We start from the raw sequence: 13,985 nt of genomic DNA on the forward strand, positions 1-13,985 counted from the left end.
TACATAGATCAGGAAAGCCCGCCAGGCATTCGCCGGCGGGCTTTCCTGCGTTTACCGGGCTTGTCGGTGCGGCTCTCATGACGCACTGGATTCACCCGTTCAGGCTTGTCCGGAACTGCAAAGAACGGGTTGGATGCAGCGGGTCCTGCTACGTTGAGGGACGTGCCGTTCGACAGGCGGCGCAGCAGCGGTCATCCGACCGCCCGGGGAACTGAGGTGCGTGGTGTCCAACGACGGCCAGGGCGAGCGCGTCATCGCGGTTCGCGACAGCAAAGATCCTGACGGTCCCAAGCTGTTCTTCAGCGTGAGCGCATGGCGAGATTTCCTCAACCGCATCAAGGCCGGCGAATATGAGCTGCCGGAGGACATGCGCGAGGGCCTCGACGAGCGTTTCGCTCGCTGACCGGCGCCCGGGACCGGCCTTGGGCATCGCTCAACGTCCGAGGCACCCCTGACGCGCGGACGGCGTCGGCACGCGTTCCGTTCCGGAGGGCCGGTCGAGCCATCGACCGGCCTCCCGACAAGGTCGCCGCGGCCGCCGACCGAGAGCCGTCTCAGCTCCCGATCCGCTTGCGGGCCTGACCGCGCAGTCGCCGTCGCTGAGACGGGTCGAGCATAAGGTACCCGGCGATCGGCGCGGCGATGAGGCCGAGAACGATCAGCAGGGTCACCCATCCGGGCAGCAGCCACCAGGCGATCAGCGCCACGGCCACGCCGCCTACGACATATCCGGTGCGTCCCACGTCAGCCTCCGTTCCGAGGACTTCGCCTAGAGGAACGAGCAGCACGGTGGCCGGTGTTCCGGGAACCGCGATATATCTTCTTTTCCGTACGGCGTGCGGCATCCCGGACGGCCCGCGCGGGAGTACGAGTCGGCCGTCAGCCGTCGGACCGGTCGGGCGATCCGATCCGGCGGAGCCCGGCCGCGGCCGTCCCCTGACCAGAGGGGCCCGGGAAGACCGCCAGGAGGGCGCACACGGCCGCGTACGCCCGGCAAGGCGTTCGGGCCTGCCTCAGGGGTGAGGTCTGCCTCAGGGCGTTCGGTCCGCCTCAGACGCGGAGGGTGAGCGGCCCGCCGCCCAGCTGCTCGAGGAGCTCGGCGTGGAGCCGGCCGTTGCTGCAGACGACGCTGCCGCCGTCGGGGCTGGGCACACCGGACAGGTCGGTGAAGATCCCGCCTGCCTCCTCGACGATGATCTGCAGGGCCGCGACGTCCCACAGGGAGACCTCGGGCTCGGCCGAGGCGTCCACGGTGCCCTCGGCGACCATCACATGCGACCAGAAGTCGCCGTACGCCCGGGTGCGCCAGACCTTGCGGCCCAGGTCGAGGAACTTCTCGAGACGGCCCTGCTCCTCCCAGCCGGTCAGGCTCGAGTAGGAGAAGGAGGCGTCCGCGAGCTCCGTGACGCCCGAGACCTGGCAGCGCGTGGCCTTGGCGAGGCTGCGACCGGTCCAGGCGCCGCCGCCTCGAGCGGCCCACCAGCGGCGGTTCAGCGCCGGCGCGGACACGAGCCCCACGACGACCTCGTCGCCCTCCATGAGGGCGATGAGCGTGGCCCAGACGGGAACGCCGCGAACGTAGTTCTTCGTCGCGTCGATCGGGTCGATGACCCAGCAGCGGGGACCGTAGCCGGTGCGGCCGTACTCCTCGCCGTGAATGGCGTCGCGCGGCCGTGCCCGCTTGAGCGTGTTGCGCAGTGACTCCTCGACGAGCCGGTCGGCGTCGCTCACCGGGGTGAGGTCGGGTTTCGTCTCGACGCGCAGGTCGAGGGCCCGGAACCGGCGCGTGGAGACATCGTCGGCCGCGTCCGCCATGACGTGTGCCAGCCGCAGGTCATCCGAATAGTCCGCCACGAAGGGCAACCGTATCGCGACAGGGCCCCTGGCAGACACACTAGACGGCGTGAACACCTCAATATCTTCCGAATCCCGGCCGATGCCCGAGCCGCCGACGCCGGCGCTGCTGTTCGATCTCGACGGCACGCTGATCGACAGCGTGTACCAGCATGTGATCGCCTGGCGTAACGCGCTGACCGTCGTGGGGATCGACCTGTCGGTGTGGCGGATCCACCGGCGCATCGGCATGAGCGGTGGCCTGTTCGTGTCGGCGCTGCTGCGGGAGACGGGGGTGTCGCTGACCCCGGCGGAGATCGAGGAGCTGCAGAGCCTGCACGCGCGGGCCTACCTCGAACAGGTCGATTCCGTACGGGCGCTGCCCGGCGCGGCCGATCTCCTGGGCTTCCTCACCGAGCGGGGCGTGCCGTGGGCCATCGCCACGAGCGGGCGGATGGAGACGGCGCATTCGGCGCTGGCGATGCTGGGGCTGCCGGAGGACACCCCGATGATCACCCGGGACATGGTGCGGTTCGCCAAGCCGGATCCGGATTTGTTCCTCGCTGCGGCGGCCCTGGTCGGGGTGGAACCGCGCCATGCGATGGTCGTCGGCGACAGCGTGTGGGACCTGCTCGCGGCCCGCCGCGCCGGAGCGCTGGGGATCGGCCTGCAGTCCGGTGGCTACGGCCGCGAGGAGCTTGAGCGGGCGGGCGCCTTCCGGGTCTACACCGACCCCGCCGACATGCTGACCCGAATCGACGAACTCGGTCTACGTCAGACGATCTGACCACGATCCGGCCGACCCACCGTCTCGGAATCTGGCACAGCGTCTACATCCATCACTCCCACCGCCGAGCCGGAGCCGCCGGCCCTTGCGGAACCCCCATCACCTCGTCGAGCTGGTGGCGGGGGCGCAGGTGGCGGCGAGAAACAAGGTCGAGCTTTTGCGGCGACTCGTCGGGACTCTCTGATGGAGGGTCTGCTCGATGTCACCTTCAGGATGGATTTCATGGGTTAGGTAATCGGGGGGGCCGATGGTTCCCGTCTGAAGTGGTGTGAGCGAGTCGCATGAGCACGGCGGCCCCGCCCCCGATCCTCTCGTCGGTACGGGCGACCTCCATGAACCGATTTCCCGTGTCGATCCGGGGGCGGGACCCGCCACTCCGATTCGCCGCTGGCGACGGCGCCGTCCCCGGGTCACCAGGCCGAGCCAGGAGGAATTAGATGCGCTGACGGTCCGGGACCGGCTAGACCTGCTGGACAAGCAGCGGGCCAGCCGCCATCAGATGCTCAACAGTGTAGGAATCCTGTTCGGTGCCCTGTTCACTGCGGCGGCCCGATCGCGACCGCACTGACGCTGCGGGCCGGTCAAAACGAACTGCGCACCGCACAAGAAGGACAGATCACCGGTCGATACATCCAAGCCACCCAGCAACTCGGCGCGGCCGAACGCGATGTGAGGATCAGCGCCATCTACGCTCTGGAATGCATCACCGGCGATTCCCCCCGTGACCTTGCCGCGATCAGCGATGTCCTGGCCGCATTCATCCGCGAGCACGACCCGGCTCCAGCCATCTCCGACACCAAGCTTCCCGCGGAGCCCGACACCGACGTCACGGCCGCCCTCGCCGTCATCGGACGCCTCCACCGCAACGCGAATACCAATCCACCCGACCTGCACGGCATCCGTACCCCGGGCGCCAGTCTGGTCAAGGCCGATCTAGTCGGTGCGGATCTGATCGACCCGCGCCTCAACGGCGCCCATATGTATCAAGCGGACCTGCGCGGCGCGAACCTGGCGGGCGTGAACCTCAGCGGCGCGGACCTGACCGGCGCGGACCTGACCGACGCGGTCCTGACCCCCGCTGACGCCCTGTACGGCACCAAGGTCAGCCTGTACTACGCGAACCTCTACCATGCGAACCTGACCGATGCGGCTCTGATCAACGTGGATCTGCGCGGCGCAAACCTAGTGGGTGCGGACCTGCGGTGCGCGAACCTGTTCGGCGCCAGACTGGACGGCGCGGACTTCAGCGCCGCGGATCTGCGGTCGAGTGAAAGGCGCGAGGTCATCCGTAAGGTAGCGAAGGCGGACGAGATGACCAAGTGGGGATCGGACCCACGCGAGTGCCATTAGCCGGCCGTGGACCTCAGGCCGCTAACTGAAGATCGGGTGTAGGGGTACCTCCGAGCTTCAGCCCGAGGTAGGGCCAGAACTCGTTCCTCATCGAACACTTTGAGATCAGGCTTGCCCTGGGTCAGTCGGTGTCGTCGCCCTCGCGGGCGGCCAGCAGGCGGCGCAGCGAGTCGAGGCGGGCCGCGTCGGCGTGGCCGGCGGCGGCCCACGCGTCGAGGGCGCAGTCGTCCTGCAGGTGCGTGCAGTGCGGCGGGCACCCGGCGGCGCCCTCGACCAGGTCGGGGAAGGCCCCCAGGATGTCGTCGGGCGTGACGTGGGCCAGCCCGAAGCTGCGCACGCCCGGGGTGTCGATGATCCAGCCCTCCACGGAGGGCAGTTCCAGGGCGACCGCCGAGGACGACGTGTGCCGGCCGCGCCCGGTCACCGGGTTCACCTCGCTCACGGCGCGCTCGGCGTCGGGAACGAGGGCGTTCACCAAGGTCGACTTGCCGACGCCCGAGTGGCCGACGAGCACGCTCAGCCGCCCGGACAGGCGCTCGTCGAGGTGGTCGACCGGTTCGTCCTTGCGCGTCACGACGTACGGGATGCCCAGCGGCGCGTACGTCTCCAGCAGCGGGTCCGGGGCCGCGAGGTCGGCCTTGGTCAGGCACAGCAGCGGCTCCAGGCCCGCGTCGTACGCGGCGACCAGGCACCGGTCGATCATCCCCGGGCGCGGCGGCGGATCCGCGAGCGCGGTGACGATCACAAGCTGGTCGGCGTTGGCGACGATCACCCGCTCGACCGGGTCCGTGTCGTCGGCGGTCCGGCGGAGCGTGGACGTGCGGGGCTCGATGCGGACCACCCGGGCGAGGGTGTCCGCACGGCCCGACACGTCGCCGACCAGGCGTACGCGATCGCCGACGACCACGCTCTTGCGGCCCAGCTCCCGGGCGCGCATCGCGGTGACCGTACGGGGGCGGTCACCGCTCCGGCCCGCGCCGTCCTCGCCGACCAGGCAGGTGTAGCGACCGCGGTCCACCGCGATCACGAACCCGCCGACGGCGTCCTCGTGGGCCGGGCGGCGCCGGGTACGCGGCCGGGAGCCGCGGCCCGGGCGCACCCGAACGTCGTCCTCGTCGAGCCTGCCCCAGTCGCGCGCCATCGGTTAGCGGAGCATCTCCGTCCAGAGCTCGCCGAATTCGGGGAGCGTCTTGCCGACGGTCGGGAGGTTCTCCACCTCCACGTCGGGCACGGCGAGGCCGAGGACCGCCCCGGCCATCACCATCCGGTGGTCGTCGTAGGTGTGGAAGACTCCGCCGCGCAGCGGCTTGGGCCGGATCTCCAGCCCGTCGGGCAGCTCGCGCACGTCACCGCCCAGTCCGTTGATCTCCGCGGTGAGCGCGGCGAGCCGGTCGGTCTCGTGGCCGCGCATGTGGGCGATGCCGCGCAGCCGCGAGGGGCCGTCGGCCAGGGCGGCGAGGGCCGCGATCACGCAGGTGAGCTCGTTGACGTCGCCGAGGTCGACATCGATGCCGTGGATCCGGCCGCTGCCGCGCACGGTCAGGTCGCCCGCGTCGTACGCCGCCGAGCCGCCCATGTCGGTCAGCAGGTGGCGCAGGGCGTCCCCGGGCTGGGTGGTCTCGGCCGGCCAGCCGTGGACGGTCACCCGGCCGCCGGTCACCAGCGCGGCGGCGAGGAACGGGGCGGCGTTCGACAGGTCCGGCTCGATGTCGATCTCGCCGAGACGCGGACCGCCCGGGTGGACCCGCCAGACGTCCGGGCCGCTCTCCACGGAGACGCCCACGTCGGTCAGCATCCGCATGGTCATCGCCAGGTGCGCCGCCGACGGCACCGGCGGGCCTTCGTGGCGGACCTCGATCCCCTTGGCGTAGCGCGGGGCGGCCAGCAGCAGGCCGGAGACGAACTGCGACGACCCCGACGCGTCGATGGTCACCGAACCGCCCGGGACGGCGCCGGTGCCGTGCAGGGTGAAGGGGAGCGCGTCACCGTCGACCTCCACGCCGAGCGCGCGCAGGGCGGCCAGGATGGGGCCCATCGGCCGCCTCCGGGCGCGCGGGTCGCCGTCGAAGGACACCGCGCCGGTCACCAGCGCCGCGACCGGGGGGACGAACCGCATCACCGTGCCCGCGAGCCCGACGTCGAGCGTCGCGGAGCCGCGCAGCTCGCCGGGAGTGACGCGCCAGGCGCCCTCCTCGGCCTCGTCGACGGCCACGCCCAGCGACCGCAGGGCGCCCGCCATGAGGAGCGTGTCGCGGCTGCGCAGCGGCCGCCGGATCAGCGAGGGCTCGTCGGACAGCGCCGCGAGGACCAGCGCGCGGTTGGTCATCGACTTGGACCCCGGCAGCGCGATGACGGCGTCGACCGGCCCGTCGGCGGCAGGTGCGGACCACAGAGGATGCATGACTGAAGGGTACCGGGCGCGGCCGCGGCGAACGGCGCGTAAAGCCCGGGCCCCGAGACTGCCGGGAGAGGGGAATGCGCCGGTAGATCCCCGGGCGGCGGGACCTGACCGGTCGCTACGTTGACGGCAGCCGGCCGGCCTGACGAACGGCGGCCGGATCGACGCGACAGCAGGGAGGACAGTGGACGCATCGCCACGGTCACGCCGGGCCCGGCGTGCGCCGGCCGCTCCGGACACGCCCGCGGCCGGACGGCGATCGGCGCCGCTGCCCCCGCCGCCGTACGAGCTGCGCCTCGCCGACCTGCGGACCCGCTGGCCGGGCGGAGAGGTCATCGGCTTCGGTGACGCGGACCTGCTGCTGCCCCAGGGGCGCCGGGTCGCGCTGCTGGGCCGCAGCCGGGTGGGAGCCTCGGCGCTGGCGGCCGTACTGCTGGGATTCCTGGACTACCAGGGCATCGCCACGCTGAACGACGTGCAACTTCGTGATCTCGCCGACGAGGACGTCCGCGGGGTCATCGGGCTCTGCGCGCACGACGCCCACCTCTTCGACACCACGATCGCCGAGAACGTCCGGGTGGCCCGGCCGGACGCCACGGACGAGGACGTCGCCCGCGCGCTGCGCGACGCGGGGGTCGACCTGCCGCCCGACAGCCGCGTGGACGATCAGAGCGTCGTGGTCGGCGCCGGACGCCGGCGCGTCGCCCTGGCCCGCGCCCTCCTGGCCGACCTGCCGATCCTCATCCTCGACGAGCCGGACACCGGCCCCGGCGATGACGGCGCGGACGCCGCGCTGGCCGAGCTGATCGCCGCGGCCGACGGCCGCACGCTGTTGCTGATCATGCATCGCGCGGTCCTGCCGGGGGCCGCGCCGATCCTCCGCCACGTCGACGAGGTCCTGGAGATCTGACCGTTCGCGAGCGCGGCGGCGGTACGGCGGCCGGCCCCGGCGTGACCGGTGTCAGTGTCCGACCTTCGCGGCCTTCTTACGGGTGCTCGCCATGCGCTTGGCGGCCTTGCGCCGGGCGCGCTCGGCCTTGCGGCTCGCCTCCGACCGGGCGAGCGCGGCCTGCAGCTTCGCCTCGTGCGCGCCCGCACGGGCCGCCTTCATCGGGCGGTACTTGCTCGGCGCGGTCGCGGCGACGAGCAGCGCCCCGAACAGCCCGGCGGTCTTGAAGAACTGGGACCGCTCCGCGGCGCGCCGCTCCGGGTCGTCCTCGGCCCAGAACCGGTGCTCGGCCAGGAGGCTGGGGACGAGCTGGCCGGCGAGCACGAGCGTCGACAGCCGCTGGAACCGGCCCAGCGCCAGCAGGGCGCCGGTGCCGAGGGCCAACGCTCCCTGCAGCCGTACGAGCGACTCGGGGTCCTTGGTGGGGAGCCAGGACACACGGTCGGCAAGGGGTTTGATCACGGGGGCGATCTTCTCGGCACGGGAGCCGGGATCGCGCAGCGTCTCGATGCCCGTCACGACGAACGGCGCCGCCATGAGGGGACGAGCGAGAGTCCTGATGGGTTGCATGACACCCGTCATGCCCATCGTACGCGCGGCCAAGCCCACCTCTTTGGCAAGCTTGGCGCGTCCGGCGCGCGGTGCGCCGTACGGACGGAAGGGGACGCGGGAGCCATGTGCGGGCGGTATTCCACGGCGCGCGGGCGCCAGGAGATCATCGACGCCTTCGACGTCGAGCGCGACACCGCCGACGCGCTCGAACCCGACTACAACGTCGCGCCGACCAAGCCGGTGCCGCTGATCCTGACGCGGGACGTCCGCGAGCTCCACGTGGCGCGCTGGGGACTGGTGCCGTCCTGGGCCAAGGACCCGGCGATCGGCTCTCGGATGATCAACGCGCGGGTCGAGACGGTCCACGAGAAGCCAGCCTTCCGGCGCGCCTTCGCCCGGCGGCGCTGCCTGCTGCCCGCCGACGGCTACTACGAGTGGTACACGCGGGAGGAGGGCGGCAAGCAGCCGTTCTTCATCCGGCCCTCTGACGGGAGCATGCTCGCGATGGCCGGCCTGTACGAGCTCTGGCGGCCCGAGAAAGATGCTCCGGAGGAGGAGTGGCTGCTGACCTGCACCGTCATCACGACGCAGGCGAGCGACGACGTGGGCCGCATCCACGATCGCATGCCGATGCTGGTCGAGCCGGAGCGGTTCGGCGCGTGGCTCGACCCGGAGCTGACCGCGCCGGACGAGGTCCGGTCCCTGCTGGTGCCCGCCGCCGCGGGCCGGCTGGAGGCATATCCCGTTTCGACGGCAGTGAACAAAGTTCGAAATAACGGGCCTGAACTGGTCAAACCACTGTCCGATATGGGTATCTCTACTGGCGAGACCCCCACGCTGTTCTGACCGCCTCGCCGGGAGGTACGCATGGTCGTTGACACGGCGCAGAGGCGCCTGGAGGACATGCTCGCCGATCTTGATCAGGCGATCGCCGTCCTGCGGAGCGAACACCCGGAGGCCGACCAGCACACCGCCGACGCCGGCGCGAGCCTGTCCGCCACCGACCGGGCGGAGGCCGCGCTGGACGCCATGCGCCGTGAGCGCGCCGAGGTGCTGGCCGCCCTGGCCCGGACCCGGGCCGGGACGTACGGCAAGTGTGTCGACTGCGGCCGGCCGGTCCCGGAGGGGCGGCTGGAGGCTCGGCCCGCCGCCGCCCGCTGCGTGACGTGCCAGGCCAAGCACGATCGGTTCCGGCGCTGACCCGCTCTGGGGCCCGTCTCAAAGCCCCGCTGTCCCACTGCTGCGGACGGGGACTTCGAGACGGGCCCTGATGACCGGGTGCGCCTGACCGTTCGCGCGGCCTGACGGCCGGCCTCAGGAGCTCTTGATCGCGCTCGCGACCAGGTGGATGCCGACCGGCTCGTCGCCGAGCGGCGCCGTCAGCTCCGCGCGGACCAGGCGCGGGAGCGCTTGGGGGCTCATGGTCAGGACGTGCTCGACCGTCGAGGGCGACAGGGTCGTCCGCGGTTTGATCCACTCCAGTTCGAGACCGCTGTCGGTGAGCAGTTCCCGCAGCTGCTCCGCGCCGAAGCAGCGGGTGATCGAGCCGTCCGGCCAGGGCACGAGGACGACCTCGGAACGGGGCACGTCCGACAGGTGCGCCCAGAAGTTCTGCTCGGCGAGGATCGCCATCCCGAGCACGAGCGAGTCGACGCACATCAGCACCCGGCCGCCCGGCCGGAGCACCCGCGCGATCTCCGTCACGACGTTCTCGGTGACGAGGTACCGGGACAGGACCCGTCCTTCGGCGACCACGGCGTCGAAGGAGCCGTCGGCGAGGAATCCGAGCGAGGCGGGATCGGCCACGACCGGCTGTACCCGCCGTGAGCGCGGCCCGCTGCGCGGTGTCTCCCGGATCTCGACGACCGTGTGGCCCGCCGCGGCCGCCTGCGGCGCGCACCGTGCCTGCGGACCCGACAGGTCGAGGATGCGGGACGGCCGGCGCGGGAGCCAGCGGGAGAGCTGGGCTGCGGCCACGGCCCAGTAGAAGGTCCAGTAGCTCGCGAGCGACTCGGACTCGCCGACAGCGGGATGCTTCGCCGGAATCGACAGCACGGCGGCTCCTCGGGGATGCATTTATCCCAATCCTTCCCTGTCGGCGGCATGGCTTCACCCGTTGTCACTGGTGACCGAGGATTCCTCTTTCCCGGGAATCACGCGGCCATGCGAGGTGTTGCACTGCGTCATAACGGTCAGTGACTTGGATTAGTTCGAGGTGATGATGAGCCTTCTGCTCGCGGACCGTCGGCAGGCCTCTCCGGCGGACCCGCTATCGTCTGGTGCGTACGGTTCTGATGCCGACGCCGACCGGACGGAGGAGGTGGGTCAGGTTTCCGAGGCAGTGGAGACTCTGGAGGAGCGGACCAGGCGCTTCGAGCGTGACGTGCTGCCGTTCCTCGATCAGCTCTACTCGGCCGCCCTGCGCATGACGCGGAACCCGGCCGACGCCGAGGACCTGGTTCAAGAGACCTTCGCGAAGGCGTTCGGGTCCTTCCACCAGTTCCAGGAGGGCACGAACCTCAAGGCCTGGCTCTACCGGATCCTCACCAACACGTTCATCAACTCGTACCGCAAGAAGCAGCGGGAGCCGAAGCAGTCCGCCGCCGAGGAGATCGAGGACTGGCAGCTCGCGCGGGCCGAGTCCCACACCTCCAGCGGGCTGAAGTCCGCGGAGGCCGAGGCGCTCGATCACCTGCCCGACTCCGACGTCAAGACGGCCCTGCAGGCGCTGCCCGAGGACTTCCGCATGGCGGTCTACTTCGCCGACGTGGAGGGCTTCTCGTACAAGGAGATCGCCGACATCATGGGCACTCCCATCGGTACGGTGATGTCCCGGCTGCATCGCGGCAGGCGTCAGCTGCGGTCGATGCTCGAGGACTACGCGCGTGAGCACGGCCTCGCCCGCGCGAACGGCGGCCAGCGTAGGGAGGACCAGTCATGAGCTGCGGCAAGCCGCACGAGACCCCCTGCTCTGAGGTCCTGGGCCGGATCTACGACTATCTCGACGGTGAGCTGGACCAGGGCGGCTGCTCCGACATCCGGCAGCACCTCGACGAGTGCGGCCCCTGCCTGAAGGAGTACGGCCTCGAGGAGGCCGTCAAGAAGCTCGTGCACCGGTCGTGCGGGTGCGACCCGGTGCCGCAGGACCTACGCGCCAAGGTCATGGGCCGCATCGAGCAGGTCCGCTCCTCACTGACCGAGTAAGGCGGATCAGGACCGTAGGTGACGATTGGTTCACGCTTCGCTCACGTTTCCGCGGGCGTCTGCGTGACCCGGCGCCGGCGGGTTAGGCTTACCCCCGATCATTCGGGCATCGTCGAGTCGTCGTCGGGGCGTCGCACCGCCAGGTGCTCCGGGCCCGGCAGGGGAGGCAGAAACACATGCGAGTAGGCGTGTCCTGGGCTTAGCCCATTACCTCGTGGGGGCGGCATTGCGTGGACTACCCCTGGCCGCATGGGCTTACGTCTGTACGGTCGTCGCGCTCGGCACCTCCTGCATCGCTCTCTCGTCGTTCGATCACATGGACTGGACGACGCTCGCGGTGCTGGCGGTGCTCTCCGTGATCTGCGAGTCGGTGCCGGCGCTGCTCAGCAGCGCCAGCGCCCGTGTCTCGCTGAGCTACTCGGCCGGACTGGCCTCGGTGGTGCTCCTCGGCCCCGTCGGCGCCGCCCTGGTGGGCGCGTCGGCCGTCGTCACCGGCCGGCGTGACGTCGCCCTCGTCAAAAGAGTGTTCAACGGCGCGCAGTTCGCGCTCTCCGGATACCTCGCGGGCGTGGTGTACCGCGTGGCGGGAGGCACGGTCGGCCTGCCGAGCAACGGATCGTTCCCCGCCATCATCCCGCCCTACGTCGCGGCGCTGGTCACCTACGTCGCGGTCAACCTCGGCCTGATCGCCGTCATCCTGGTGCTGGTCGAACAGGCGCCCCTGTGGGGCTTCCGCTGGGGGCCCGTAGGCCAGCTGGCCAGCGGTCAGCTGGCCTACGGCATGTTCGGCCTGCTGATCGCCGCGCCCTGGGGGGTCGTCGGCCCGTTCTCCGCGGTGCTGGTGCTGCTGCCGATGTTCATCGCCCGGTGGGCCCTCGAACAGACCCAGGCGCAGCAGGAGGCCCAGGCCGCCACGATCGCGGCGCTGTGCCAGGCGGTGGAGACGAAGGACTACTACACGCGCGGCCACAGCGAGCGGGTCTCCCGCGGCGCGGCGATGATCGCCCGGGAGATCGGGATGCGGCCCGACCGGGTCGGCGCGGTCCGGTACGCCGGCATGCTGCACGACGTCGGCAAGCTCGGCGTGCCGACGAAGGTGCTGCAGAAGTCGGGCGCCCTGACCGAGGAGGAGTTCGCCGCCATCCAGCTGCATCCGATGCGCGGCCTGGAGATCGTCCGCGACATCGGCTTCCTCGACGAGGCCCTGGCGGGGATCATGCACCACCACGAGCGGATGGACGGCACCGGATACCCCATGGGCCTGGCCGGCTCGGAGATCCCCGAGTTCGCCCGGGTGATCTCGGTGGCGGACGCGTTCGACTCGATGACCTCGACCCGCTCCTACCGTCCGGCCATGTCCCTCGAGGCCGGAATGACCGAGCTGCGGCGGTGCGCGGGCACCCACTTCGATCCCGCGCTGGTCGAGGCGTTCGTCACCGCGGTGGAGCGCGACGGCTGGACCCGGCCCGATCCCGTCGCTCCCCCCGAGGGCGAGGAGACGGCCCAGCAGGACCACGACGATCCCAGCGTGCCGCTGCGCGTCGCCGGTGAAGGCGTCCGCTCGTGACCGCGAGCCGGGAGGACCACAGATGAGGACAAGACGCCCGTGAGCGCGCCGGCGCCCGCACGGCGGCGCACCATCGGCCAGGCGCTGGACTCCGCGCAGCTCCTCCTGAGCGCGGTCGCCGGGCTGCTCGTCATCGGCTCGGTCACCCAGGTCGCCGCGGTCGGCGTCGTCGACTCCCGCACCGCCGTGCTGTTCGGCGCGTTGATCGCGGTCGGTGAACTGCTGCGCATGAACGTCCCCGGCAACCGGGAGGTCGCGCCGATCGCCAGCGCGGGCGCGCTCGGGTACGCGCTCCTGCTGAAGGTCGGCGCCGAGTCCGCCGCCCACTCGGCGTTCCAGGTCGTGACCGTCACCGCCTGCGGCACCCTCGCCGGCGCGCTGCCGCACATCGCGGTCGGCCGGATCCCCAGGCTCGACGCGCTGGCCCGGCGGATCATCACCCCCGCGGTGGTGGCGTTCATCTTCCGGCCGGTCATCGACTCGTCGCTGCGCGCGCACTGGCCGGCGCTCATCACCGTGATGGTGCTGACGGTCATCCTGTCGTGCGTCGTCGACGTCAGCGTCGCGGCGATGATCCGGGCGGAGGCCGTACGCGCCCGGTTCGGCATCGCGCTCGGCGACGAGATCCAGGCCATGGGGCCGCTGTGCGCGGCCTCGGGCGCGACGGGCATGCTCCTCGCGGTCAGCACCTTCGTCATGGGCCCGGCCGCGCTGCTCGTCTTCACCGCGCCGATCCTCGTCACCCAGGTCGCGTTCCGGCGGTTCGCCGGAATCCGGGCGACCTACCTGCAGACCGTCCGCGCCCTGTCCCAGGTCACCGAGGTCGGCGGGTACGTCGAGGCGGGGCACTCCCGGCGCGTCAGCCGGCTCGCCGTCGCGATGGGCCGGGAGCTCGGCATGACCGAGGAGGAGCTCCTCGAGCTGGAGTACGCCGCGCTCATGCACGACATCGGGCAGCTCTCGCTGCGCGACCCGATCCCCGGCGGCGCGACCGTCCTCGCCTCCCCCCAGGAGCAGCGCCGCATCGCCGAACTCGGCGCGGGCGTGATCACCAAGACCGGCGTCCTCGACGAGGTCGCCGAGATCGTACGCCGCCAGTCCGACCCGTACCGCGTGAGCGACGGATCGGCGCCACCCCTCGCGAGCCGTGTCATCAAGGTGGCCAACGCCTACGATGATCTCGTCGGTGACTCGGCCGACCGCGACCGGTCGGCGGCCGTGCTGGAGCGGCTCCGCCTCGACTCGGCGGCGGAGTACGACCCCACGGTCATCGAGGCCCTCGGCCACGCTGTCGACCGGATGCGGTGACAAGTCGACCCCACCGGTTTTTGTCGCCGCGCGCGAC

At 71.2% G+C, this 13,985-nt stretch carries 16 protein-coding genes; 10 read left to right on the forward strand and 6 right to left on the reverse strand.

Going from position 1 to position 13,985, the window contains the following annotated elements:
* Positions 1–223 precede the first annotated feature (223 nt).
* Complete coding sequence (locus NE235_RS31325; protein ID WP_252809354.1) at positions 224–403, forward strand: DUF397 domain-containing protein; 180 nt, start codon at positions 224–226, stop codon at positions 401–403.
* A gap of 151 nt (positions 404–554) precedes the next feature.
* On the opposite strand, the gene NE235_RS31330 is transcribed toward NE235_RS31325, so the two are convergent.
* Positions 555–743 carry a hypothetical protein gene (locus NE235_RS31330; protein ID WP_252809356.1) on the reverse strand — a complete coding sequence of 63 codons (189 nt, stop codon included), beginning with the start codon at positions 741–743 and terminating at the stop codon, positions 555–557.
* A gap of 307 nt (positions 744–1,050) precedes the next feature.
* The gene (gene hisN / locus NE235_RS31335; RefSeq protein ID WP_252809358.1) at positions 1,051–1,854 is read right to left on the reverse strand and encodes a histidinol-phosphatase; all 804 of its coding nucleotides are present in this window, start codon (positions 1,852–1,854) and stop codon (positions 1,051–1,053) included.
* 82 nt (positions 1,855–1,936) lie between these two features.
* Here hisN and NE235_RS31340 point away from each other — a divergent pair, with 82 nt between their 5' ends.
* Together NE235_RS31340 and NE235_RS38440 are read left to right on the forward strand one after the other, a co-directional pair.
* A complete protein-coding gene (locus tag NE235_RS31340) occupies positions 1,937–2,620 on the forward strand; it encodes an HAD family hydrolase (protein WP_252809360.1) in 684 nt (227 codons plus the stop codon).
* Between the two features lie 669 nt (positions 2,621–3,289).
* Positions 3,290–3,970 (forward strand): pentapeptide repeat-containing protein, encoded by a 681-nt coding sequence (locus tag NE235_RS38440; protein WP_252809364.1) that lies wholly within the window; start codon positions 3,290–3,292, stop codon positions 3,968–3,970.
* A 121-nt stretch (positions 3,971–4,091) separates the two neighbouring features.
* Here the strand turns inward: NE235_RS38440 and rsgA are convergent, their stop codons facing one another.
* Both rsgA and aroA read right to left on the reverse strand, forming a co-directional pair.
* Positions 4,092–5,111, reverse strand: a complete 1,020-nt coding sequence (rsgA, locus tag NE235_RS31350; protein ID WP_252809366.1) for a ribosome small subunit-dependent GTPase A — start codon at positions 5,109–5,111, stop codon at positions 4,092–4,094.
* 3 nt (positions 5,112–5,114) lie between these two features.
* Positions 5,115–6,371, reverse strand: coding sequence for a 3-phosphoshikimate 1-carboxyvinyltransferase (gene aroA / locus NE235_RS31355; RefSeq protein ID WP_252809367.1), 1,257 nt, complete (start codon positions 6,369–6,371; stop codon positions 5,115–5,117).
* Between the two features lie 181 nt (positions 6,372–6,552).
* Here aroA and NE235_RS31360 point away from each other — a divergent pair, with 181 nt between their 5' ends.
* Positions 6,553–7,278: an ATP-binding cassette domain-containing protein gene (locus NE235_RS31360; RefSeq protein ID WP_252809369.1), complete on the forward strand. Its 726-nt coding sequence runs from the start codon at positions 6,553–6,555 to the stop codon at positions 7,276–7,278.
* 51 nt (positions 7,279–7,329) lie between these two features.
* Here the strand turns inward: NE235_RS31360 and NE235_RS31365 are convergent, their stop codons facing one another.
* A complete protein-coding gene (locus NE235_RS31365; RefSeq protein WP_252809371.1) occupies positions 7,330–7,854 on the reverse strand; it encodes a DoxX family protein in 525 nt (174 codons plus the stop codon).
* Between the two features lie 138 nt (positions 7,855–7,992).
* Between NE235_RS31365 and NE235_RS31370 the strand changes: the two genes are divergently transcribed.
* Both NE235_RS31370 and NE235_RS31375 read left to right on the forward strand, forming a co-directional pair.
* Positions 7,993–8,715, forward strand: coding sequence for an SOS response-associated peptidase (locus tag NE235_RS31370; RefSeq protein WP_252809373.1), 723 nt, complete (start codon positions 7,993–7,995; stop codon positions 8,713–8,715).
* Positions 8,716–8,736: 21 nt separating this feature from the next.
* Complete coding sequence (locus tag NE235_RS31375; RefSeq protein ID WP_252809375.1) at positions 8,737–9,069, forward strand: TraR/DksA family transcriptional regulator; 333 nt, start codon at positions 8,737–8,739, stop codon at positions 9,067–9,069.
* Between the two features lie 114 nt (positions 9,070–9,183).
* On the opposite strand, the gene NE235_RS31380 is transcribed toward NE235_RS31375, so the two are convergent.
* Positions 9,184–9,945, reverse strand: coding sequence for a methyltransferase domain-containing protein (locus tag NE235_RS31380; RefSeq protein ID WP_252809377.1), 762 nt, complete (start codon positions 9,943–9,945; stop codon positions 9,184–9,186).
* 244 nt (positions 9,946–10,189) lie between these two features.
* Between NE235_RS31380 and NE235_RS31385 the strand changes: the two genes are divergently transcribed.
* The 4 genes from NE235_RS31385 (at position 10,190) to NE235_RS31400 (ending at position 13,948) form a co-directional block, all read left to right on the forward strand.
* On the forward strand, positions 10,190–10,810 hold the full coding sequence (locus tag NE235_RS31385; protein ID WP_406567655.1) for a sigma-70 family RNA polymerase sigma factor: 621 nt from the start codon (positions 10,190–10,192) through the stop codon (positions 10,808–10,810).
* A complete protein-coding gene (gene rsrA, locus NE235_RS31390; protein WP_252809381.1) occupies positions 10,807–11,073 on the forward strand; it encodes a mycothiol system anti-sigma-R factor in 267 nt (88 codons plus the stop codon). Before NE235_RS31385 ends, rsrA begins: the two co-directional genes overlap by 4 nt.
* Positions 11,074–11,299: 226 nt before the next feature.
* Entirely contained in the window at positions 11,300–12,640 is a 1,341-nt protein-coding gene (locus NE235_RS31395; protein WP_252809382.1) for an HD-GYP domain-containing protein, read from the forward strand.
* Positions 12,641–12,679: 39 nt separating this feature from the next.
* On the forward strand, positions 12,680–13,948 hold the full coding sequence (locus NE235_RS31400) for an HD-GYP domain-containing protein (protein WP_252809384.1): 1,269 nt from the start codon (positions 12,680–12,682) through the stop codon (positions 13,946–13,948).
* Positions 13,949–13,985 lie beyond the last annotated feature (37 nt).

Source organism: Actinoallomurus spadix, from assembly GCF_024055725.1.
GTDB lineage: Bacteria > Actinomycetota > Actinomycetes > Streptosporangiales > Streptosporangiaceae > Actinoallomurus > Actinoallomurus spadix.